Below are 24408 nucleotides of genomic sequence, written 5' to 3'. Positions count from 1 at the left end.
AGAAAATTGAGTTGTATAAATAAAAAGACAAATATACGTTTAGAAATTTAGTTTTTCTTTAATGGTATAGTGTTTTTCATCATTTTTAGTTTTTATTATGAGTTCGCCAATAAAACCTGCTAAAAAAAGTAAAGTTCCTAAAACCATAGATGTTAAAGCAATATAAAACCAAGGATTGTTAGTCACTAAAATGGTTTTAATACCGTTGTAAACCTTGTAGAGTTTATAAGCACCAATGTAAAATGCTAAAGTTGTTCCGAATAAGAACATTAAAGTGCCCCAAAGACCAAAAAAGTGCATAGGCCTTTTACCAAATTTTGATAAAAATGAAATGGTAATTAAATCAAGAAAACCATTTATAAACCTATCCATACCAAATTTGGTTTCGCCATATTTTCTAGCTTGGTGTTGTACAATTTTTTCGCCAATTTTATGAAAACCTTCGTTTTTAGCTAAAACAGGAATGTATCTGTGCATTTCTCCGCTAACTTTTACAGCTTTTATGACTTCGTTTTTATAAGCTTTTAATCCGCAGTTAAAATCGTGTAATTTTAATCCTGATGTTTTCCTTGCAGCCGCGTTAAATAATTTTGATGGAATATTTTTTGTGATAACGTTGTCATAACGTTTCTTTTTCCAGCCAGATATTAAGTCGAAATCTTCATCAACAATTAAACTGTATAAATCTGGAATTTCTTCAGGATTGTCTTGTAAATCAGCATCCATAGTAATTACTACCCGTCCTTTTGCCAATTCGAAACCAGCGTCTAAAGCCTGCGATTTACCATAATTTTTTTGAAAACGAATTCCTTTTACTTCAGTATGTTTTTCAGATAATTGTTCAATTACTTTCCAAGAAGTATCTGTGCTGCCATCATCAATAAAAATAATTTCATATAAATAACGATTGGATTGCATAACTTTTGCAATCCAATCGTATAATTCTTGTAAAGAAGCTTCTTCGTTTAAAAGTGGTATTACTACCGAAATATCCATATATTTTAGTTGTATTGTTGCAAGTTGTAAAAGTAGTAAGGAAAACTTTTAAACCTTTCTTTTAAAACTTTAAACTATTCTTAATATTGTTCTTCGTCCGATTTTTTCATTACTGCAGCAGTAATAGCAGAAACAATAAATCCTAAAAATGCAAAAACACCTAAAACTAGAGCAGTTATAATGGCTGGACTTTGAAAAGTTTTAGCAGATTCTGTAAAAGTTTCTACTTGCTCTTCAGTCATTCCTGAATCTAACCAAGTTTGTTGTTGAACTTCCATAGCTTGTTGTTGAAATTCTGGATCTATAACATTGGTAAATAAAAGTGTATAAATAACTGTAATTACAGCACTAATCATAGCAATTCCCATTCCGATTTTTAATCCTTGTCCCCAAGAAATAAATCCACCAGTTTGTTCTTTGTATTTGTTAATACCCATTACTAAAAATGCGGTTAAAGCTATTAACCAAACTACAGTGTTCACCCAGTTTAAATCAATTAACTTACCTGAAGCCCATAATGCTACGTGTACAACTACACCAATTATACCTAAATACAATCCGTAGTTTAAAATAAGACCTTTACTATTTACTTTATCTTCCATTGTGTTTTAAAATTTAGTTAGTAATACAAATATATTCATTTCATTTTTGATAGTTTTTATTTTTGAAAAAAGTTTATCAACTATCAAAACAATATATTAGTATTCAGGGTGTTGAATTTGTTACACAAAATTTCATCTTTTTTTAATTGTTTAAATAAAAATCTGTTGTAAATTTGCAGCGGCAAGTCCTACACAACTAGCTCCCTTTGAATCCTCCAGGGCGGGAACGCAGCAAAGGTATTAGGTTGTAGCAGTGTGATGTAGATAGCTTGCCATTTTTTATGCTCCTAATCCTAAACCCTTTCCGATAGAAAGGATTTCAAAAAAAGCATTTCTTTTAAATTTACTTTGATTTTCTTTTTTTAGTTTTCTTCATTTACTTTTATGATATTTGCATTTGAACTCAAAGATTAAATAAAACTTTATTGAAAAATTTAATTCTTGAATATTTTAATCTTTCAATTTTTTAATAGTCAATGTCTAAAGTTGTTTTAATTACTGGTGCTTCTTCTGGAATTGGAAAATCAATTGCTACTTTTTTAAACGAAAAAGGTTATAAAGTTTACGGTACCAGTAGAAATCCTAAAAATGTAAAAGATTTTTCTTTTCAATTGATTGCTTTAGATGTTTTAAAAGTTGATACCATTAAAGAAGCCATTAATTTTATTATTGATAAAGAAGGAAAATTAGATGTACTTGTAAATAATGCAGGAATGGGAATTACAGGACCTATTGAAGACACGCCAACTGATGAAATGCGTGCTGTTTTTAACACAAATCTTTTTGGTGCAATTGATGTAATGAAAGCTGTTTTACCACAAATGCGTAAACAAAATTCAGGTACAATTATAAATGTAACTTCTATTGCAGGTTATATGGGTTTGCCTTTTAGAGGATTGTATTCTGCTACAAAAGGTGCTTTAGAATTAATTACAGAAGCCACAAGAATGGAAGTGAAGAATTTTGGAATTAACGTTGTAAATGTTGCTCCTGGAGATTTTGCAACTAATATTGCTGCAGGAAGATATCATACACCTGTTTTCGAAAATTCCGCGTATAAAGAAAATTATCAAGCAAATTTAGACTTAATGGACGCACACGTTGATGGAGGAATGCATCCTATTGAAATGGCAAAAGCGGTTCATAAAATAATTAATACGAAGCATCCTAAAATTCATTATAAAGTGGGCGGATTTATGGAAAAATTCTCTATAATTTTAAAAAGAATTTTGCCAGATAAAATGTACGAAAAATTATTAATGAATTATTATAAGTTGTAAATAATATTTACGAGACCTCAGAGGTTTTTAAAACCTCTGAGGTCTTTTTTAGTATTGTTTATAAATGATAGAAAAATAGTTTTTGTTACTGCTAAAATATTATAAGTAGTAACTATCTTTGCATTAGGGATTGTAGCATTTGTTTGAGCTCTTTTGTGAAGAATGAACAAAAAGCGAGTGCGAAAAGCCCGACCTTTAGGGAATGCCCAAATAAATAAAAATGACACGTAAATAAGTACAAATGAAATTTTTTATAGACACAGCAAATTTAGCCCAAATTAAAGAAGCGCAAGCATTAGGAATTTTAGATGGGGTAACTACAAATCCGTCTTTAATGGCAAAAGAAGGAATTACCGGAGAAGCAAATATTATTAATCATTACAAAGCAATTTGCGAGTTGGTTGATGGCGATGTTTCTGCAGAAGTTATTGCTACTGATTTTGAAGGAATGGTAAAAGAAGGTGAAGCTTTGGCTGCTTTAAATCCGCAGATTGTGGTAAAATTACCAATGATAAAAGACGGCGTAAAAGCGTGTAAATACTTTTCGTCGAAAGGAATAAAAACGAATGTAACCTTAGTGTTTTCTGCGGGTCAAGCTTTATTGGCAGCAAAAGCAGGAGCAACTTATGTATCGCCATTTATTGGGCGTTTAGACGATATTTCTACAGATGGTTTAAACTTAATTGCAGAGATTCGTCAGATTTATGATAATTATGGTTTTGGAACTCAAATTTTAGCAGCTTCTGTACGTCATACAATGCATATTATTGATTGTGCAAAATTAGGTTCTGATGTAATGACAGGACCTTTAAGTGCCATAGAAGGTTTGTTAAAACATCCTTTAACAGATATAGGTTTGGCTAAGTTTTTAGCAGATTATAAAAAAGGAAACTAGAAAGTTTTCAGTTTTCAGTTTTCAGTTTTCAGTGGCTCACTAATAACTAATAACTAATAACTAATAACTTTTTAAATCTTAAAAAAGATTTAAAAAATGTATCCTAAAAAAGAACTCGCTCAATTGGTAATATCAGCTTGTCATCAATTTAATATTGACTCAGTTGTTATTTCTCCAGGTTCGCGAAATGCGCCACTTACGGTTGGTTTTTCTAATCATCCAGAAATTAAAACTTTAAGTGTGGTAGATGAGCGTTGTGCTGCTTTTTTTGCTTTAGGAATTGCGCAACAAAAGCAAAAACCAGTCGCAATTTTGTGTACATCTGGTTCTGCTTTGTTAAATTATTATCCTGCAATTGCAGAAGCTTTTTACAGTAATATTCCGTTAGTGGTAATTTCTGCGGATAGACCCAAACACTTTATAGATATTGGTGATGGGCAAACTATTCGTCAAGAAAATGTATTTGAAAATCACATTTTATTTTCGGCCAATTTAACAGAAGGTTCAAAATTTAAAAATCAAAATTTAAAATTAGTTAGTAAAACTTTGCAATTAGCTGTTTTGCAGAAAGGTCCTGTTCATATAAACGTTCCGTTTGATGAGCCTTTGTATGAAACGGTTGATAAAATGGATAGTGTTATTACCAATAAAGTGAAGCACTATTTTAAAGAGATTACTTCGTCGAAAACTCCTCGTAATGACAAAACGGATTGTCAAAAATTAAGTTCTATTTGGAATATAGCCGAAAAGAAAATGATTTTAGTGGGGGTAAATTATCCAGATGCTGAATTAAATAAATTAATAGATTTATATGCAGAAGATAATTCTGTATTAATTCTTACAGAAACCACTTCAAATTTATATCATAACAAAGCAATAAATTCTATAGATCAATTAATTTTTTCTTTGAAAGATGATCAATTTAAAGAGTTGCAACCAGATGTTTTAATAACATTTGGAGGAATGATTGTTTCTAAAAAAATAAAACAATTTTTAAGAAAGTATCCACCCAAACATCACTGGAATATTGATGAAAAAAAAGCGACCAATACGTTTTTCTGTTTATCAGAATTTATACAAGCAAAACCTGTAGATTTCTTTTCTAAGTTTAATAAAATCATCGATAAAAAAGAAAGTAATTATCAACCAAAATGGTTGCAAATTCGTGATAAAAAAAGAGTAAAACACGCTGAATATTTATCAAAAGCAATACATTCAGATTTTAAAGTTTTTGAGCAAATTTTAGAGAGTGTTCCTGAGAATAATCAATTGCAAATAAGTAATAGCTCAATCATTAGATACGCACAACTATTTACTTTAAAAGACTCATTACGTGTGTTTTGTAATAGAGGGGCAAGCGGAATTGATGGAAGCACATCTACCGCAATTGGCGCAGCTTTTGCAAGTAAAAATCAGACCGTTTTTATTACGGGCGATTTAAGTTTTTTTTACGATTCTAACGCATTGTGGAATAACAATATTCTTGCTAATTTTAGAATTATCTTAATTAACAATTCTGGTGGAGGTATTTTTAAAATTATTCCAGGACCAAAATCAACAAATGCAACAAAATATTTTGAAACTCCACATAATTTAACTGCGGAACATTTGGCTAAAATGTATGATTTTGAGTATTGTAAAGCAGCTTCTACAGCAACTGTAAAAGCACAATTGGTAGATTTTTATAAAACATCAGAAAAACCAAAGATTTTAGAAATCTTCACACCAAGTGAAGAAAATGATGTAATTTTAACCACATATTTTAAATACATACAGTAATGGATTCACAAGAAGATTATCAAGAAGGAGATATCAATTTAAAAGAAGGAGAAAAAGTACAATTGATAATTGAAACGGAAACAGGTTTAGGATACACTGTTTTAATAAATGAAGAATATGATGGTTTGCTTTTTAGAAGTGAAGTTTTTCAGGATTTAGAAGAAAATATGGAAGTTGTTGGTTATGTGAAAAAAATTCGTGAAGACGGTAAAATAGATGTTTCTCTTCGTCCGCAAGGTTTTAGAAATGTTATTGATGCTGATGTAGAAAAAGTATTAGAAAAACTAAAAAAAAGTAGAGAAGGTTTTTTATTATTAACCGATAAAAGTTCTCCAGATGCTATTCGTTTTCATCTAAAAATGAGTAAGAAAGCGTTTAAAAAAGCCGTTGGAAATCTATACAAACAAAAGCTTATTGTTATTAAAGAAGATAGAATAGAGTTGGTGTAAATTAGTATTCAGTTGTCAGTGTTTAGTAGGCAGTAAAAGGCTGGAAATTTTGTATTGTTAATTAGTTTCAAAGTTTCAAAGTTAGAAAGTGGAAAAGTTTTCATTTTTGCTAACAACTAACAACTAACAACTAACAACTAACAACTAACAATTACTGTCCTCCAAGTCTTAAAATATTTTCATAAAAAGCATCAGAATTTGGGTCAGAAGGATCCATTTTTCCATATCCAATTTTATAATATTTTAATGCTTTTTTAATGTTTTTACCTTCCTCATAATATCTTCCAATATAATAATCACCTAAAGGAGATAAAGGGAATAGTTTTAAAATCATTTTACCAAAATCTCTTAAATGATCTCCGTTTTCTTTTTCGATAATGATTTTTTCTACGGCATAAATATCACGTTCTCTAATTCCTAAATTGCTACCAAAAAGAAATTCAATTTCTAAATATTTATTTTCTAAATAGGCAATGGCATCAACAGGAGATAAATCTTTTACATTTTTTTCATATTCATCTTTTGAGATAGCAGAGTAAATTTCGAACACTTTTGTCATAGCTCTAGGAATAGCTTCACTCATAGCAGAAATGCTACTTGTTGTAATAATTGTATCATTAACAACATTAAAATTTTTAATTTCTAGCGATGATAAACCAACTTGCAATTGCCCAATTTTTGTTTGTTTTTTGCTAGAAAAAGAAGTAGAATTGTTTATGTATAAGTAAAAGGTATTATCCTCTTTTTGAAACTTTTCTAAATTAAAAACCTGAAAATTTTGACCAACAAAATCCGAAAAAGTAGGATTGATACAAATATAAGAGTTGATAAAAGGCTTAGGTTCGTTTAAAAAATGTGTAATTAATTTGGCAGAAGTTCCTTCGCCAACTAAAGAAATAAAAGGAGAAGTTCTAAAGTTGCTTTCCATATAAAAAATTACTTCATCTCTTACAAATTGATAAAAGGCAGAGTTATTTGCAGTTAAACTACCATTGTTAATATTAAAATATGTGTCTTTTTTTCTAGTTTTTTTCATAGAAATTCCAACCACAATTTGTTTAGGAGCCTTATCTTTTGCAGCAAATAAAACTGAATTTCCTACATAGGTATCAAACAAGTATTCTGCATCAAAAACTACCGCTAAAGGATAATTTTTAATACTATCTTTTTCATATCCTTGAGGCAAATAAATTTTAAGATTTCTGGTAGTTTCTAATATTTCTGATTCAATATTTTTATTGATAATTTTTTGAGAAAATCCACTAAAGTAAAAAAGTGTAAATATTAGTAAGCACGTTTTCTTTAACATAAATTATAATCTTTATTTTTGTAACAATTATTTTGTTCTTCTTCAAGAACGCCTAAAATACAAAAATATGATACAACCCGATTGGAAAACAGCTAAAGTGTATGAAGATATTACTTATAAAAAAGCAAATGGAGTTGCAAGAATAGCATTTAACAGACCTAATGTTAGAAATGCTTTTCGCCCAAAAACAACCTCAGAATTGTATGATGCTTTTTATGATGCAGGTGAAGATACATCAATAGGAGTTGTGCTACTTTCTGCTGAAGGACCCAGTACAAAAGATGGAGTTTATTCTTTCTGTTCTGGTGGCGATCAAAAAGCGCGAGGACATCAAGGTTATGTGGGTGATGATGGTTATCATCGTTTAAATATTTTAGAAGTGCAACGTTTAATTCGTTTTATGCCAAAAGCTGTAATTGCTGTGGTTCCTGGTTGGGCGGTTGGTGGTGGTCATAGTTTACACGTGGTTTGCGATTTAACATTAGCATCTAAAGAACACGCCATTTTTAAACAAACAGATGCTGATGTAACCAGTTTTGATGGTGGTTATGGTTCTGCTTATTTAGCTAAAATGGTGGGTCAGAAAAAAGCAAGAGAAATTTTCTTTTTAGGAAGAAATTACTCTGCACAAGAAGCTTATGAAATGGGAATGGTAAATGCTGTAATTCCGCACAAAGAGTTAGAAGATACAGCTTATGAATGGGCACAAGAGATTTTAGCAAAATCACCAACTTCAATTAAAATGCTAAAATTTGCTATGAATTTAACTGATGATGGAATGGTTGGGCAACAAGTTTTTGCAGGAGAAGCAACAAGATTGGCCTATATGACTGATGAAGCCAAAGAAGGAAGAGATGCGTTTTTAGAAAAAAGAAAACCAAACTTTCCTAAAAAATGGATACCATAATCAATTAGCAAGTTTACAATTATGAATTACGAATAGATATTTCGTAATTTAAAATTTATAATTCATAATTATTTAAAATGAAATCACAAGTAGTAACTTTTTTAATAAAATGTCCAGATCAAAAAGGATTGGTGGCAAAAATAACCAGTTTTTTTTATGAAAAAGGATTCAATATTTTAAGTTGTCAGCAATATGTAAATTCTATTGAAGACACTTATTTTATGCGTGTTCGTTTAAATGCTGATGGTACAAATATTTCTAAACAAGAATTAGAAAATAGCTTTTTAAAATTGGCAGCACCTTTACAGTTTGATTGGTCTGTAAATTACGGAGATAAAAAGCAAAATGTAGCAATTATGGTATCGCATACAAGTCATAATTTATACGATTTGTTAGAGCGTTATAAAGAAGAACGTTTAGATTGCAATGTAAAAATGGTTATTAGTAATCACAATAAATTAAGACCGATTGCAGAAATGTTTGAGGTTCCTTTTTATCATTTACCAGTAACAAAAGAAACCAAATTAGAACAAGAGTTACAAGTTATCAATTTGTTAAATTCTAATGAAATAGATTTGGTGATTATGGCAAGATATATGCAGATTTTATCTTCTGATTTTATCAATCATTATCCAAAGAGAATTATTAATATACATCATTCTTTTTTGCCTGCTTTTCAAGGAGCAAACCCTTATAAAAGAGCCTACGAAAGAGGTGTAAAGTTAATAGGAGCAACTGCACATTATGCAACAGAAGATTTAGACGAAGGTCCAATTATTGAACAAGATGTAAAACCTGTAACACACGAAAGTACACCAACAACTTTAAAAAGAATTGGAGCAGATATCGAAAAATTGGTTTTAGCAAGAGCAGTAAAATGTCATTTGAACAATCAAATTATTGTTTCAGGAAATAGAGCCATTGTTTTTCCTGAAGCAGGAGAATAAAAGTCCATCTTAATCTTCCCAAAGGGAAGAAGCTCTTGGGTGAAAAAATGAAGTTATAATTAGTACTTATAATTTATTTAATAAATATTGTAGTATGAGTGTTTTTCCCCTTTGGGGAAACTAAAAGGGACTTATGAAAATAATCTGTATTGGGCGCAATTACGCAAAACATATCCAAGAACTGGCAAACGAAAAACCAAAAAACCCTGTTGTTTTTTTAAAGCCAGATTCTGCAATTTTGCCTAAAAAAAATCCATTTTTTATTCCGCCTTTTTCTGATGATGTTCACTATGAAGTGGAAATCTTGATTAAAATAAATAAAGTGGGTAAATATATAGATGCAAAATTTGCTCACAAATATTATGACGAAATTGGTTTAGGAATCGATTTTACTGCCAGAGATGTACAAGCCAAATGTAAAGAAAAAGGATTGCCTTGGGAAAAAGCAAAAGCCTTTGATGGTAGTGCAGTTATTGGAGAGTTTTATCCAAAGGAAAACTTTGATTTAGAAAATTTGAAGTTTCAATTATATAAAAATAATGAAATCGTTCAAGATGGAAACACCAATGCAATGTTGTGGAAAATTGATGAATTAATTGCCTATGTTTCGCAATATTTTACCCTAAAAAAAGGAGATGTCATTTTTACAGGAACTCCTGCTGGCGTTGGTAAAGTTGCAGAAAATGATGCTTTAAAAGGAATTCTTGATAGCAATGAATCTTTTAATGTCAGAGTGAAATAATGTATTATTTATGAATGCATTAGGCTATATTTTTATGTTTTATGTAGGGTTTTATTTTTATAGATTAGCTGAAAATCATCATAGAAGTAAATGGTTGTTTGGTTTGCTAGGTATAGGAACTTTTTTTACGGGAGTTTTTATGTATCCTTTATACTTAAGATTTTTTAAAGCTGATGAAATTAATAGTATTGATGTTTCGGTAATTTCATTAAAATCTTTTTTAATAGGTTTATTAAGTGTTTTCTTTTTGTTTCAATTGTTAAGTTTTATTTGGAGTAGAAAAAAGAAGGTAGATAAAAAAGAAATTGATAGAATTGGAAATAAATAAAATGAAGTCGTAAAGTAAACTTTGCAGCTTTGTAACTAATTTTTACTTTGCAACTTTATAAAATATGAACGCAGAAATAATAACCATTGGAGACGAGATTTTAATAGGACAAATTGTAGATACCAATTCACAATTTATAGGTCAGCAATTAAACAAGATTGGCGTTTCTGTATATCAGATTACGTCTATACAAGATGATCAACAACATATTTTAAATGCTTTAAAAGAAGCACAAGAAAGAGTAGATATTGTAATTATTACTGGCGGATTAGGATCCACAAAAGACGATATCACAAAAAAAACAATAGCTCAATTTTTCAATGATAATCAATTAATTGAATATCCAGAAGTTATAACGCATATTAAAAAATTATTCAAAAAAATTAACCATCCATTCAGAGAAATTCAAAGGTATCAAGCGCAATTACCATCAAAAGCAACGTTGTTAATGAATCAATTTGGTACAGCACCCGGAATGTGGTTTTATGAAAATAACACTGTTTTTGTGTCACTTCCAGGAGTTCCTTATGAAATGAAAGGATTAATGACTTCTGAAGTTTTACCAAGAATTCAAAAGCAATTTAAACTGCCATTTATCATTCATAAAACCATTATGACTTATGGACAAGGAGAAAGTACCATTGCAGAACGTATTGAAGATTTCGAAAATAATTTACCACATTATATAAAGTTAGCCTATTTGCCCTCTTTTGGTAGAGTGCGTTTGCGTTTATCCGCCAAAGGCGAAAATAAAGAAATATTAGAAAACGAGTTGAATAAAAAAGTGGCTACTCTTTATCAATTAATACCAGATATTATTACAGGTTTAGATGATGATAGTTCTCTAGAGAAAAGAGTAGGTAAGTTGTTAAAGAAAAACAACAAAACCATTTGTACAGCAGAGAGTTTAACTGGCGGAAAAATAGCCTCAACCTTGGTTTCTGTTGCAGGGTCGTCAGCATATTACAAAGGGAGTTTTGTAACCTATTCAGCAGAAACTAAAATAAATTTATTAGGCGTTTTAGCAGAAACCATAAAAACACACACAGTTGTTAGTAAAGAAGTGGCTTTAGAAATGGCAAAAGGAGCAAAAGAAAAACTAAAAACCAATTATGCAATAGCAGTTACAGGTAATGCTGGTCCAACAACAGATAATAACGATAAAAGTGTGGGAGTTGTTTTTATTGCCTTAGTTGCTGATAATAAGGAGGTTGTACAGGAGTTTAATTTTGGTCAACCCAGAGAAAAGGTTATCAATAGAACCGTGAGTAAATCATTAGAGATTTTACAAAAAGAATTGCTGTAAAAAATTTGTAAAATAGTTTTGTTCAATATTGTAATTATTTGTAGATTTGCACCTCGTTTAGAGATAACACTATAAATACTGTCGAAAAGATGTCTAGAGTTTGTGAATTAACAGGAAAAAAAGCAATGGTTGGGAACAATGTTTCTCACGCTTTAAATAGAACTAAGAGAAAGTTTGACGCTAATCTAATGACCAAGCGTTTTTACATTCCAGAAGAAGATAAATGGATTACTTTAAAAGTATCTGCATCAGCTTTAAAAAATATAAACAGAAAAGGTATTTCTGCAGTTATAAAAGAAGCAAGAGCTAACGGATTTTTAACAAAATAAATATAAGTTGCAGTTTACAGTTTCGGTTTTCAGTTGCAAAACTTTTAAACTTTTAAACTTTTAAACTTTTAAACTTTTAAACTCCAAAAGAGATGGCAAAAAAAGGAAACAGAGTTCAGGTAATTTTAGAATGTACAGAGCATAAAGCTTCTGGGCAACCTGGTACATCAAGATACATTACAACTAAGAACAAGAAGAACACTCCAGATAGAATGGAAATTAAAAAATTCAATCCTATCTTAAAGAAAATGACTGTTCACAAAGAAATTAAATAATTAAATTATCTAGAACTCAGAACAGAGCACATAGATTTAAAACATTTAGACAATGGCAAAAAAATCAGTAGCATCGTTACAAACAGGATCAAAAAGATTAACAAAAGCTATAAAAATGGTAAAATCTCCAAAAACAGGAGCTTATATGTTTGTAGAATCTATTATGGATCCTTCTAAAGTAAACGACTTTTTAGCTAAAAAGTAAGTATTACTGCATAAAATATAAAAGCTATTTTCTAATTTTAGAAAGTAGCTTTTTTTTATGCCTTAGAATTCCGTATTTTTGGGCGTTACCTAAAGGTCGGGCTTTTCATTATATCTTTTTTTAGGCTGTCATTGCAAAAAAGTTTTTTATTTTTTGTGGCAATTTCAAAATTAAAAAGAGGTAAAGAGTCTTCATAAAAAAAGGATGCCATTTCAATCCCTAACGCGGCTTGTTTGCAAACTTTAGTAATACATAAGACAAGTTGTCCATTATTTATTTTGGTACAATTTTAGCGAACTAAAAAACTAATAACTAAAAACTAACCACTCGAAATATGAGTTTTTTCAAAAAAATATTTTCAAAAGAAAAAAAAGAAACCTTAGACAAAGGATTAGAAAAGTCTAAAGAAAGTTTCTTTGGCAAATTAACAAAAGCGGTTGCTGGTAAATCTAAAGTAGACGATGATGTTTTAGATAATTTAGAAGAGGTTTTAGTTGCTTCTGATGTTGGAGTAGATACCACCTTAAAAATTATTGATAGAATAGAAGCCAGAGTTGCAAAAGACAAATATGTTGGTACAGACGAGTTAAATAGAATTCTTAGAGAAGAAATTGCGGGTTTACTCTCTGAAACCAATCTTGGTAACGAAACCGAATTTACAGTTCCAAAAAATAACAAACCACACGTAATAATGGTTGTTGGTGTAAACGGAGTTGGTAAAACAACCACTATTGGTAAATTAGCCAGTCAATTTAAAAAACAAGGATTAAAAGTTGTTTTAGGAGCCGCAGATACATTTAGAGCTGCTGCCATAGATCAATTACAGGTTTGGGCAGACAGAACAGAAGTACCAATTGTACGTCAAGAAATGGGTTCAGATCCTGCATCTGTTGCGTTTGATACGTTAACTTCTGCAGTAAAACAAAATGCAGATGTGGTTATTATAGATACTGCAGGTAGATTACACAATAAAGTTAATTTAATGAATGAATTGACAAAAATTAAACGTGTAATGCAAAAAGTGGTAGACAATTCGCCTCACGATGTTTTATTAGTTTTAGATGGGTCAACAGGTCAAAATGCTTTTGAACAAGCAAAGCAATTTACATTGGCAACAGAAGTAACTTCTTTAGCGGTTACAAAATTAGACGGAACCGCAAAAGGTGGTGTTGTAATTGGTATTTCAGATCAGTTTCAAATTCCTGTAAAATATATTGGAGTAGGAGAAGGAATAGATGATTTACAAGTTTTTAATAAAATAGAATTTGTAGATTCTTTTTTTAAATAGCCATATAAATTTTAAACATAAAAAACTCCTTTTACAATTTGCAAAAGGAGTTTTTTAGTTGTAGAAATAAGAGATTATCTAAATCTTCTTCTCATATTCCAGTGAACAGCGTTTGAATTACTAAACTTAGTTGTTTTAACCCCAACCTTGCTTTCTGTTGGTATTCTTTCTTTATGAATCATAATATTTTTATTTAAATTTTAAAAGCCTGCAAAATTAGTATAATTTTAAATAATAGGACTATATTTTTTAATAATTTTATTTCAAATAAATTAAGATAGCTTTGTTTTGGTTAAACTACTCATAATAATATGTTTAGTGTGTTTTTTGAAAGCGTTTGTAATAATGAATATTACGTTTTCGAGTTGTTTTTTTATAAATTTAAGTTTTATTTTTAGACGATGAGTAGCTGTTTTGGTAGAATTAATATTAAATTAATAATAAATGATTTTGGAAATTCTTTTTTTAAGTAAGAAGACATTTTTCATCAAATCATTCTTAAAAAAATTATAAATTCTTATTTTTCATCAAAAGAATTCCTCGAGGCTCTGCCTCGGGGTTTCCGTTGAAATTGTCATTCCCGTGAAAACGGGAATCTAAATACAGGATTTTGTTTTTTGACCTTTTTTAGGTCAAAGCTTGTACTCAACTTAATTGAGTATGAAACCAGCAAAATACCTCTATGGCTCTGCCTCGAGGATAGTTGGTTTCAAAAAATTCTTTATTAATCACTTTTTCCATTTTTAGGGTGTTTTTAACACGCAAAGAACTTAATTTCCCCTTTGTTAGAACTATTACCCCCATTATGTTTTTTTTTTTGAGGTTAAATTTGCTAATACAAAATTTTAATATTTATTAGAAATATAAAGTCTTGTTTCACTATAATTATCAACTTTAATACATAGTACCTAAAATGATAAAAAATCTAATTTTAATAATATCTTGTACTTTATTATTCTCTTGTAATTCAACCACAAAAAAGCAAGAAAATAATTTTGCAAAAGAGCAGCTAATTCATTCTGAAAAACAAACTGCATTGTTGCTAAAAAGTGCTCTTGAATTTAATAGAATACCAAGAACAGTAACCGCAGAAAATAAAATGCATTGGACTCGTGAAGCGTTTGATTGGACAGAAGGTTTTTTTCCAGGAACTTGTTGGTATTTATATGAAAATACAAAAGATGAAGCTTGGAGAGAAGCAGCAGAAAAATTCCAAGCAAAATTTGAATCACACAAATTAAAAACATTTAATCATGATTTAGGATTTATTTTTAATTGTTCTTTTGGTAATGGATATAGATTAACAGGCAACAAAGAATTTAAAGAAGTAATCATTACAGCAGGAAACTCTTTATTAACACGTTTTAATCCAAATGTTGGATGTATTCAAAGTTGGGAAGTAACTTCTGGTTGGCAAGCTGAAAGAGGTTGGAAATTTCCTGTTATTATTGATAATATGATGAATCTTGAGTTATTATTTGAATTGACTAAAATAACTGGAGATGAAAAGTATAAAAATGTTGCAATTGCGCATGCAAATACAACTTTAAAAAATCATTATCGTAAAGATAATAGTTCATACCATGTAATTGATTATGACCCAGAAACAGGTGAAGTTAGAAATAGAAATACGGCTCAAGGTTTTGCAGATAGTAGTGCTTGGGCGCGTGGACAAGCTTGGGGTTTATATGGCTACACAGTTTGTTATCGTTATACAAAAGATAATCGTTATTTAGAACAAGCAGAAAAAATAGCAAAATACATTATTGAGCAACCAATAACACCTGAAGATGGAATTCCGTATTGGGATTATAACGCAGCAAACATACCAAACGAACCAAGAGATGTATCTGCAGCAACAATTACAATTTCTGCATTACTAGAATTAAAAAAATACTCTAAGAATGATTATTCTCCTTTTATAGATAAAGTATTTAAATCTTTGGCGAGTGATGTGTATACAGCAAAATTAGGTGAGAATCATAATTTTATATTAAAGCATAGTGTAGGTAGTATTCCTCATAATCAAGAAATTGATGCGCCACTTGTATATGCAGATTATTATTATGTAGAAGCTTTGATGAGAAAAGTTAAAATGGAAAATGAATCAAAATAAAGAACTTAAATAAAAACAAAAATCATATTTAATTGAGCAAGTAATTTCTTAATTAAATATGATTTTTGTTTTTATTGTTTAAAGTACTGTTTTTCTTATCTTTTGTATGTGTTTTTTTACTTAATAAATGGTTTACTAAAGAAGTTAATGTTTTTAAAATTAATAATTAAACAATGATTTTAAACAGATATAGTACATTATTTTTTAAATGGTAAAATATACAAAAGTTTAAAATCATATATTTGAATTACAATTTAAATATAATGAGAAAATTAGTTTTAATAATTGCTATTGTTTTATTTACAGTTTCTTGCAAGAAAGAAGTAGAAAAAAATTATTTTAAAAAATATGATGAAACAGCTGAATTAGCTTCACAACAAAATCAAAAAAATCCTAGAATGCAATTTAAATTGATTCAATCTAAAGTATTAGATATGAATTCAGTTTTTAAGCCTTTTCAAAACGATTTGGCTAATTTTTCTGAAGTAGAATATCAGAAATTAAAACCTTTAATTTTAGAGCAAAATATTCCTTCACTTCAGAAAAATATAAAAGAAGAGAAGTTGACTTATGAAAAACTAGTACTTTTTTATTTGTATAGAATTAGAAAGTTTGAAAGCGATTCTACTAAGTCTTTAAATGCAATTATTGCTTTAAATCCTAATGTTTTAAAGGAAGCTAGAGAAAAAGATAAAAATAATAACGCCTCTGAAAATTCTATATACGGAATGCCAATTCTTTTAAAAGATAATATTAACACTAAAGAAATGGCAACTACAGCCGGTGCTTTGGCTCTAGAAAAAAATAATACAAAATCTGATGCTTTTATTGTTCAGCAATTAAAAAAAGAAGGAGCTTTAATTTTAGGAAAAGTAAACTTGAGTGAATGGGCATACTTTTTCTGTTCGGGTTGTCCATTAGGCTATTCTGCAATTGGGGGTCAAACGTTAAATCCTTACGGGAGAAAAGTGTTTGAAACAGGAGGAAGCTCAGCAGGAAGTGGAGTAGCAGTAGCAGCAAATTATGCAGTTGCAGCAGTGGGTACAGAAACTGCAGGATCAATAACTTCGCCTTCAAGTAAAAATTCTGTGGTAGGTTTAAAACCAACCATTGGTGTGTTAAGTAGAACGGGTATTGTACCAATTTCTTCAACTTTAGATACACCTGGACCAATGACAAAAAATGTAATTGATAATGCAATATTTTTAGAAGCCATGTTAGGTTTAGATAATAGTGATGCAGCATCAATAAAAACAGATTATAAATTTAACTTGTTAAATGAATATAAATTTAATTTTGTAAAATCTAGAATTGGCGTTTTAAAACCTTTATTAACAGATTCTATTTATAAATCTACAATAGAAAAAATAAAAAATGCTGGTGCAGAAATAGTTGAAATTATACCTCCAAAAATTTCATTTAATGGTTTTCTAACTTTGCTTAATATTGATATGAAGTATGATTTGCCTAAATATTTAAAAAATAATGCAGCTACTTCAATAACTGTTAAAAACGTAAAAGATGTTATAGAATTTAATAAAAAAGATTCTCTTTTAAGAGCTCCGTATGGGCAACAATTATTTGAAGGAATTGTAAAAGACACCACTACTTTAGCACAATTAGAAGTTGTAAAACGTAAGTTAAATTTAGAAGGAAAAAAGTTATTAAATGTATTAGAAGATAAAAATTTAGTTGCTATTTTATCTATAAATAATTATCATTCTGCAATTGCAGCAGTTACAAATCATCCAACATTAACTGTGCCTATGGGTTATAAAAAATCTGGAGAACCTATTAGTTTAACTTTTATTGGAAAACCATTTTTAGAAAAAAGATTATTAGAAATAGGCTATGCTTTTGAGCAATTAACCAAAGCCAGAAAGATACCAAAAAACTATCAGTAGAAAATTTATAATCGTATTAAAACCACTATTTTTGCATCCGCTTAAATAAGAAACAATGCGTACAAAAACAGTAAAGAAAAATAAGATTAACGTTGTTACTTTAGGTTGTTCTAAAAACGTTTACGACAGTGAGGTTTTAATGGGACAATTAAAAGCCAATGGTAAAAATGTGGTGCACGAAGATCTAGATGATGACGGAAATATTGTGGTTATAAATACTTGCGGATTTATTGGTAAAGCTAAAGAAGAAAGTATAGATACAATTTTACATTATGCGCAACGTAAAGAAGCAGGAGAAATAGATAAAGTTTTTGTTTCAGGGTGTTTAAGTGAGCGATATAAACCAGATTTAGAAAGAGAAATTACCAATGTAGATCAATATTTTGGTACGCACGATTTACCTAATTTATTAAAGGTTTTAGAAGCAGATTATAAACACGAATTAATTGGTGAACGCTTAACAACTACGCCAAAACACTACGCATATTTAAAAATTGCTGAAGGTTGCGATAGACCTTGTTCGTTTTGTGCAATTCCGTTGATGCGAGGTAAACACAAATCAACTCCCATTGAAGAAATAGTTATTGAAGCCACAAAATTAGCCGAAAAAGGCATCAAAGAAATTATGTTAATTGCGCAAGATTTAACCTATTATGGATTAGATATTTACAAAAAAAGAGCATTAGCAAAATTATTAGAAGCTCTTGTTAAGATTAATGGAATTGAATGGATTCGTTTGCATTATGCGTTTCCAACGGGTTTTCCTATGGATGTTTTAGAAGTAATGAAACGCGAACCTAAAGTTTGTAATTACTTAGATATTCCGTTGCAACACATCAATACGGAGTTACTGAAATCTATGAAACGCGGAACAACACATAAAAAAACAACTGCGTTAATTCATAAATTTAGAGAAGCTGTTCCAGAAATGGCAATTAGAACTACGTTAATTGTTGGTTATCCAGGAGAAACTGAAGAAATGTTTCAAGAACTAAAAGATTGGGTAGAGGTGATGCGTTTTGAACGTTTGGGGGCTTTCGAATATTCGCACGAAGAAAATACAGGAGCTTATGTTTTAGAAGATGATGTGCCTGCAGAAGTGAAGTTTAAAAGAGTGAATGAAATTATGGAAATTCAATCGCAAATTTCTTGGGAATTAAATCAAGAAAAAATTGGTAAAACTTTTAAATGTTTGTTCGATAGAAAAGATGGCGAGTTTTTCTATGGACGTACAGAATTCGATTCACCAGATGTAGATAATGATGTAATTGTAGATGCAACAAAACATTATATAAAATTAGGAGAATTTATAGATATTAAAATTAACGAAGCTGGCGATTACGATTTGTATGGAGAGCCAACTATAAAACAAGAAAAACCAGTTTCTTTACATCAAAAAAGAAAATAATATTTAATCCTGCTAAATGCAGGATTTTTTATGCAACTTTGTTACAATGAAAAAAGCCTATATAAATTGGAGTTCTGGTAAAGATGCTGCTTTGGCACTTTACAAAATTTTACAAAACCCAAGTTTTAATGTAGATTTATTGGTAACTACTTTAAATAAAGATTTTGATAGAGTTTCTATGCACGGCTTGAGAAAAAACTTACTGCAAAAACAAGTAGAATCTATAGGTATTCCGTTAAAAACAATAGAATTTCCTGCTGATGTTACTATGGATTTATATTCAGAAATTATGAAAAAGTCTATGGTTTCTTTCGTTAAAAAAAGTTATACACACGCAATTTTTGGAGATATTTTTTTAGAAGATTTAAAGAATTATAGAGATAAAAAATTAGAAGAAGTTGCTATAACAGGTGTGTATCCACTTTGGAAACAAGACACAAGAGCTTTGCTTGAAGAATTTTTAAATTTAGGTTTTAAAGCAATTACAGTTTGTGTAAATGCAAAATTGTTAGGTAAAGAATTTGTTGGAAGAATTATAGATAAACAATTTATTGAAGATTTACCTGACAATGTAGATGTTTGCGGAGAAAATGGTGAGTTTCATACCTTTGTTTTTGATGGGCCAATTTTTAAAAATACTGTTGATTTTTCAATAGGAAATAAAGTATTACGTTCTTATACTTTAAGTGATGATAAAGACGATAATTGTGATCAAACAAAAAAAACGGATGCCAATTACGACACCCGTTTTTGGTATTGCGATGTATTCTAAATTATTTTAGCTTGTTCGAATTTAGTAAGAAAACGGCATTGGCAACAAAGAGTTTTCCATTTTCCCAAAAAGACCTAAATAACGGATTTTCAGTCATATAAATAACACTTCCTTTTCCTATTTTTTCTTCGCCAAAAAGTAAAGATTTTGGAATCATTTTTACTGCTTTACTACCTGCATAGCCCGAAACATTTTTAGTGTTTTCATCAAAATAAACCACATTGTTTCCGTCTTTTAAATATTCAAAAGCATTTGTTCCTAATTTTAAACTAAAATATTCTTTATCATAACCAAAAGCAAGCGGATGCGTTACATCAACCTTACTTTTAAAAATACTACCGGTTATAAAATTTTCTACACTTTTACGCTCTAAATTTGCATAAGGAGTTAAATTAGCTTTTGTAACATCTTTTTTTGATTTTTTCTTTTTTAGCGCAAATCCTTTTGTGTTTGCAAAACTATTTAAGGCATTTCCAATAGCAATTAATGTTCCTCCAGAACGAGTCCATTTTTTTAATTTATCAAAAGTAGATTTGTTTAAAACACTGCTGTAATATCCGTTTGGCAGAATTATGACATCAAATTTAGAAAAGTCTATGCTACCAAAATAATCTGAATTTATATTGGTAATTGGGTATTGCAATTGCGTTTCAAAGAAATGCCAAATTTCACCAAAACTTAAAGATGATGTTCCTTTGCCAGATAAAACTGCTATTTTTTGTTGGTTGATTGGTTTTACTGCATTAGAACCAAAATCAACTCCAGAACTCACAAATCCTGTAGAAACAGCATTCAATTTTCTTTTGTGTTTGTTCGCAATTTCAATCAATTTTGCATCAAAAGAATTATTTCTGTTGTCATTTCTTAAAATGATTAAACTACCTCTGTCATAAGATTTTCCTTCTACAGAAAAAGGTTTTTCAGAAAAACGAGGGGTAATATTGGCTTGTAATAATGCTCCTAAAAATGTAGCATCCTCTAAACTATTCCATTTAGAAATGTAGGCGTATGCACTTTTATTAATTGAATTATTGATGTTTGTTGAAGCATTACTTTTAGAAGAATTTACTCTGGTTTTAGAAGCAATTGCTTTAAATCCGTGTGCATAAGGTAAAGACCAAGCAGTAATATCGTAAGTTAAAGAATCTGCTAATTTTGTTTTAGGTTCAAAAAGTGCTTTTACCATTTTTCCTTTTGGTTGATGTGTATGTACAACTAAATCTGATGAAGAAACACTCATTTTTCTGTCTTTTTGAGTCGTATAATCATAACCCTTTACAGTGCCATTTTTAGCATTTTCGTATTGAATTTCGTGCGCGTCTAATAATTTTTTTAGACGATTTGTTTTGTCTTTATTATCATTTTTTAACACATAACTTTTGTATTTTAATTTACTATTATCAAAGAATTTTTTGAATTCAGCATTTAATTTTTCTGCATTGTTAGAAGAAATTTCTACGGTAGATAAGCCTGTTGTTAAATGATGAATGGCTCTATCTTTTAAGGTTAAAATTTCACCTTCATCAGTTTTAATTCCTAAACCTGCGCGTCCGTGACCAGCTTGTTCATAAGTCATACCAATTGCGCCCATATAAGTTGGATATGTATCTCCATAACTTGGATATAACAAATCGAAACTTTCTTTAGTAAAATACAACCAACCTTCTTTGTCAAAATATTTTGCGTGGTTTTTTCCTATTTCCATCTGAAAATTGCGCTGCCAATCAGAAATTATTTCGTGAAATGGCGCTGCAGCTGGCGCAAAATAATAAGGACTATTAATGCCTTGTTCGTGAAAATCTACGTGAATATGTGGCATCCATTTATTGTACATTTTTATTCTTTGCGCAGATTCTACTTGCGTAACCCAAGCCCAATCTCTGTTTAAATCGAACAAATAATGATTGGGTCTTCCAGAAGGCCAAGGTTCAGAATGTTCTTTGGCATTTTGATTTACATTATAAGGCGTACTTTTTACTTGATGATACCAGTTTACATATCTGTCTCTTCCATCAGGATTTATACAAGGATCTATAATAACCACCGTATTTTCTAACCAATTTTTTTTCTTTATAACTAGCTCGTAAAGTGTTAACATTGATGCTTCTGTACTCGAAGCTTCATTTCCGTGAACATTATAACTCAACCAAACAATTGCTATTTTGTTATCTAAATTACCAGAAATAATACCAGTTTGAGATAAATTATTTTTTCTAATATTTTCTAAATTAGTAATGTTTTTTTGTGATGAAATATAGCTTAAATACAAAGGTCTATACTCGTTAGTTTCTCCGTATTTTTCTAGTTTAACGTTCGATAAAGTGTTGCTAACATATTTAAAATAGGCTACAACTTTGTGATGTCTTGTAAAACGTGAGCCAATTTCGTACCCTAAAAATTCTGAAGGAGATTGTAGTTTTTGTGAAAAAATACCTGTTGATATGAATATTGCAACAAGAAAAAGTAATTTTAATTTCATAAAAGCGGAAGTTGTTATTTTCAAAAGTAAGGATTATTTTCTCTCTTTATAGGTTGATGAATGTTAAACAAGTTAAAAATTTGTTAGATTGATTTTAACTTCTCGACAAAGCCTTAAAATATTCGTATTTTTATCAAAAAATTAATCAAACTATATGAGTTTTATTTTAGAATCTGATTGTTGTAAAAACCGTGTGATTCCATTTTAATTATGAAAGTAACGCACATTCCATTTAAAAAAACAGGTTTTTTCTCTAAAACAATGCTAGATTATTTAGAGCAAAAAAAAACCATACAACCGTTTTACAATAACTTTCCAAACATTGCTGGTTTTTATAATCAGATAGAAGAAAAGCAAAATTCTTTTCGATTACAAAATAGATTCGTTCTGGTAGATGCCCTAAAAAAGCAATACAAAGGTTTTAAGATTTCTGAAAAATCTGAAGAAAAAATAGAAAGCTTAAAGTTGCAGAATACTTTTACAGTAACTACTGGTCATCAATTAAATTTGTTTACAGGACCCTTGTATTTTTTATATAAAATACTGTCTACCATTAATTTATGTGAAGAATTATCAGAAAAATTTCCTGAGCAAAATTTTGTGCCAATTTATTGGATGGCAACAGAAGATCACGATTTTGATGAAATTAATTATTTTAATTTTGATGGTAAAAAAGTACAATGGAATAGAGAAGATGGTGGCGCAGTTGGTCGTTTTTCTACGGATGGTTTAGAGGATGTTTTTGAAGTTTTTTCAAATCATTTAGGAAATTCTAAAAATGCACAATATTTAAAGCAATTGTTTACTGATGGATATTTAAAGCATCAAAATTTAGCAAATGCAACACGTTATATTGCAAATGAATTGTTTAGCGATTTTGGTTTGGTAATTATTGATGGAGATGACGTGAATTTAAAACAATTATTTGCTCCAATTGTAAAAGATGAATTGGAAAATAAAACTTCGTTTAAAGCGGTTTCAAAAACTATTTTATCTTTAGAAAAAAAGTATAAAATTCAGGTAAATCCGAGAGAAATCAACTTATTTTATTTGGGTGATAATTTTAGAGAACGCATCATTTTTGAAAACGGAATTTATAAAGTTAATAATACAGAAATCACTTTTTCTAAAGAAGAAATTTTACAAGAAGTAGCAAATAATCCAAAAGCTTTTTCGCCAAATGTAATAATGAGGCCTTTGTATCAAGAGGTAATTTTACCAAATATTTGTTATATAGGAGGTGGAGGAGAAATTGCATATTGGTTAGAATTAAAAGCTTATTTCGAAAGCGTAAATGTTCCTTTTCCAATTTTGTTATTGCGTAATTCTGTACAAGTTTTGTCAGGAAAACAAGCGAAAAAATTAGCTAACCTTAATGTTTTTTTAGAAGAAGTTTTTTTAAAACAAAATGAATTATTAAAACTAAAAATTAAAGAAAATTCTGATATTCAATTTAGTTTTCAAGATGCAAAAGTTTTATTAAACGAACAGTTTTTAGCTTTAAGAAGAGTAGCAAACAAAACAGATTTATCTTTTGTAGGAGCAGTTAATGCACAAGAAAGAAAACAGCAAAAAGGATTAGAAAACTTAGAAAAACGTTTATTAAGAGCAGAAAAACGAAAGCAAAAAGATTTGGTTACCAGAATTATAGAATTACAAAACGAAGTCTTGCCAAATCAAAGTTTAGAAGAACGTCAACGTAACTTTTCTGAATATTATTTAGAGTATGGAAATAACTTTATAAAAGCGTTAAAAGAAAACTTAAAACCTTTAGAGTTAGAATTTACCGTTTTAGAGTTATAGTTCTTTTTTTGTTTTCTGATAGTATTTTTCTTTGATTTTAAAAGTTATATAAAAATGGATTAAAAAGAAAATTATGAATGTTAAACTAAAAAAGATAGAATACCTAAACATATTTTCTATTGTAGGAAAACCACTAATAATAAAAGGAATTCCTAAACCATAAATTAAAGCGTCAAAAAAAGATTTTTTGAAAGCAAACTTAGTTCTATTTTTCCTAGTTTTTTCCCATTTTTGTATGCTTTTTTTCTTTTGATTTATATAATAATCTTTAGAGTTATTTTTCATTTTT

The 24408-nt window shown here is 29.4% G+C and carries 23 protein-coding genes and 1 other RNA gene; 19 read left to right on the top strand and 5 right to left on the bottom strand.

Annotated features, from left to right (window positions below):
* Positions 1–39 precede the first annotated feature (39 nt).
* Entirely contained in the window at positions 40–996 is a 957-nt protein-coding gene (locus tag ACY2RX_RS07290) for a glycosyltransferase family 2 protein (RefSeq protein ID WP_490103305.1), read from the bottom strand.
* A gap of 80 nt (positions 997–1076) precedes the next feature.
* On the bottom strand, positions 1077–1598 hold the full coding sequence (locus ACY2RX_RS07285) for a DUF4199 domain-containing protein (protein WP_490103304.1): 522 nt from the start codon (positions 1596–1598) through the stop codon (positions 1077–1079).
* A gap of 179 nt (positions 1599–1777) precedes the next feature.
* Between ACY2RX_RS07285 and ffs the strand changes: the two genes are divergently transcribed.
* From ffs to ACY2RX_RS07260, 5 genes are all read left to right on the top strand, one after another.
* Positions 1778–1876: signal recognition particle sRNA small type (ffs, locus tag ACY2RX_RS07280), an RNA gene on the top strand.
* A gap of 198 nt (positions 1877–2074) precedes the next feature.
* On the top strand, positions 2075–2878 hold the full coding sequence (locus ACY2RX_RS07275; protein WP_490103303.1) for an SDR family oxidoreductase: 804 nt from the start codon (positions 2075–2077) through the stop codon (positions 2876–2878).
* 241 nt (positions 2879–3119) lie between these two features.
* Positions 3120–3773 carry a fructose-6-phosphate aldolase gene (gene fsa, locus ACY2RX_RS07270; protein ID WP_490103302.1) on the top strand — a complete coding sequence of 218 codons (654 nt, stop codon included), beginning with the start codon at positions 3120–3122 and terminating at the stop codon, positions 3771–3773.
* A gap of 96 nt (positions 3774–3869) precedes the next feature.
* On the top strand, positions 3870–5552 hold the full coding sequence (gene menD / locus ACY2RX_RS07265; protein ID WP_490103301.1) for a 2-succinyl-5-enolpyruvyl-6-hydroxy-3-cyclohexene-1-carboxylic-acid synthase: 1683 nt from the start codon (positions 3870–3872) through the stop codon (positions 5550–5552).
* Positions 5552–6001, top strand: coding sequence for a S1 RNA-binding domain-containing protein (locus tag ACY2RX_RS07260; RefSeq protein WP_490103300.1), 450 nt, complete (start codon positions 5552–5554; stop codon positions 5999–6001). Before menD ends, ACY2RX_RS07260 begins: the two co-directional genes overlap by 1 nt.
* A 151-nt stretch (positions 6002–6152) precedes the next feature.
* Here ACY2RX_RS07260 and ACY2RX_RS07255 read toward each other — a convergent pair whose 3' ends face one another.
* A complete protein-coding gene (locus tag ACY2RX_RS07255; RefSeq protein WP_490103299.1) occupies positions 6153–7310 on the bottom strand; it encodes an alpha/beta hydrolase-fold protein in 1158 nt (385 codons plus the stop codon).
* A 67-nt stretch (positions 7311–7377) separates the two neighbouring features.
* On the opposite strand from ACY2RX_RS07255, the gene ACY2RX_RS07250 reads away from it, so the two are divergent.
* The 13 genes from ACY2RX_RS07250 to ACY2RX_RS07190 all read left to right on the top strand — a co-directional run bounded on the left by ACY2RX_RS07250 (position 7378) and on the right by ACY2RX_RS07190 (position 19837).
* Entirely contained in the window at positions 7378–8217 is an 840-nt protein-coding gene (locus ACY2RX_RS07250) for a 1,4-dihydroxy-2-naphthoyl-CoA synthase (RefSeq protein WP_490103298.1), read from the top strand.
* 77 nt (positions 8218–8294) lie between these two features.
* Positions 8295–9164, top strand: coding sequence for a formyltetrahydrofolate deformylase (gene purU / locus ACY2RX_RS07245; protein WP_490103297.1), 870 nt, complete (start codon positions 8295–8297; stop codon positions 9162–9164).
* 133 nt (positions 9165–9297) lie between these two features.
* The gene (locus ACY2RX_RS07240) at positions 9298–9906 is read left to right on the top strand and encodes a fumarylacetoacetate hydrolase family protein (RefSeq protein ID WP_490103296.1); all 609 of its coding nucleotides are present in this window, start codon (positions 9298–9300) and stop codon (positions 9904–9906) included.
* A gap of 10 nt (positions 9907–9916) precedes the next feature.
* Positions 9917–10234, top strand: a complete 318-nt coding sequence (locus ACY2RX_RS07235; protein WP_490103295.1) for a hypothetical protein — start codon at positions 9917–9919, stop codon at positions 10232–10234.
* Positions 10235–10298: 64 nt separating this feature from the next.
* On the top strand, positions 10299–11540 hold the full coding sequence (locus ACY2RX_RS07230; RefSeq protein WP_490103294.1) for a competence/damage-inducible protein A: 1242 nt from the start codon (positions 10299–10301) through the stop codon (positions 11538–11540).
* An 89-nt stretch (positions 11541–11629) separates the two neighbouring features.
* Positions 11630–11869 carry a 50S ribosomal protein L28 gene (gene rpmB, locus ACY2RX_RS07225; RefSeq protein WP_036785598.1) on the top strand — a complete coding sequence of 80 codons (240 nt, stop codon included), beginning with the start codon at positions 11630–11632 and terminating at the stop codon, positions 11867–11869.
* Between the two features lie 92 nt (positions 11870–11961).
* Positions 11962–12144, top strand: a complete 183-nt coding sequence (rpmG, locus tag ACY2RX_RS07220) for a 50S ribosomal protein L33 (RefSeq protein ID WP_013868805.1) — start codon at positions 11962–11964, stop codon at positions 12142–12144.
* A gap of 52 nt (positions 12145–12196) precedes the next feature.
* Entirely contained in the window at positions 12197–12349 is a 153-nt protein-coding gene (locus ACY2RX_RS07215; protein WP_490103293.1) for a DUF4295 domain-containing protein, read from the top strand.
* Between the two features lie 334 nt (positions 12350–12683).
* Positions 12684–13637 carry a signal recognition particle-docking protein FtsY gene (gene ftsY, locus ACY2RX_RS07210; RefSeq protein ID WP_490103292.1) on the top strand — a complete coding sequence of 318 codons (954 nt, stop codon included), beginning with the start codon at positions 12684–12686 and terminating at the stop codon, positions 13635–13637.
* A 913-nt stretch (positions 13638–14550) separates the two neighbouring features.
* Positions 14551–15753, top strand: a complete 1203-nt coding sequence (locus ACY2RX_RS07205; RefSeq protein WP_490103291.1) for a glycoside hydrolase family 88 protein — start codon at positions 14551–14553, stop codon at positions 15751–15753.
* Positions 15754–16016: 263 nt separating this feature from the next.
* Positions 16017–17657, top strand: a complete 1641-nt coding sequence (locus ACY2RX_RS07200) for an amidase family protein (protein WP_490103290.1) — start codon at positions 16017–16019, stop codon at positions 17655–17657.
* A gap of 55 nt (positions 17658–17712) precedes the next feature.
* On the top strand, positions 17713–19065 hold the full coding sequence (gene rimO, locus ACY2RX_RS07195) for a 30S ribosomal protein S12 methylthiotransferase RimO (protein ID WP_490103289.1): 1353 nt from the start codon (positions 17713–17715) through the stop codon (positions 19063–19065).
* A gap of 46 nt (positions 19066–19111) precedes the next feature.
* A complete protein-coding gene (locus ACY2RX_RS07190; RefSeq protein WP_490103288.1) occupies positions 19112–19837 on the top strand; it encodes a Dph6-related ATP pyrophosphatase in 726 nt (241 codons plus the stop codon).
* A gap of 1 nt (position 19838) precedes the next feature.
* On the opposite strand, the gene ACY2RX_RS07185 is transcribed toward ACY2RX_RS07190, so the two are convergent.
* Entirely contained in the window at positions 19839–22316 is a 2478-nt protein-coding gene (locus ACY2RX_RS07185) for a M14 family metallopeptidase (RefSeq protein ID WP_490103287.1), read from the bottom strand.
* Between the two features lie 210 nt (positions 22317–22526).
* Between ACY2RX_RS07185 and bshC the strand changes: the two genes are divergently transcribed.
* Positions 22527–24119, top strand: a complete 1593-nt coding sequence (bshC, locus tag ACY2RX_RS07180; RefSeq protein WP_490103286.1) for a bacillithiol biosynthesis cysteine-adding enzyme BshC — start codon at positions 22527–22529, stop codon at positions 24117–24119.
* Here the strand turns inward: bshC and ACY2RX_RS07175 are convergent.
* Entirely contained in the window at positions 24114–24404 is a 291-nt protein-coding gene (locus ACY2RX_RS07175; protein ID WP_490103285.1) for a hypothetical protein, read from the bottom strand. The two genes, bshC and ACY2RX_RS07175, sit on opposite strands and share 6 nt — an antisense overlap.
* Between the last annotated feature and the right edge of the window lie 4 nt (positions 24405–24408).

The sequence above is a fragment of the Polaribacter sp. 2405UD43-2 genome, from assembly GCF_058147125.1.
Note: the sequence above shows the minus strand (reverse complement) of the source record. Positions and strands in the feature narration are given on the sequence as shown.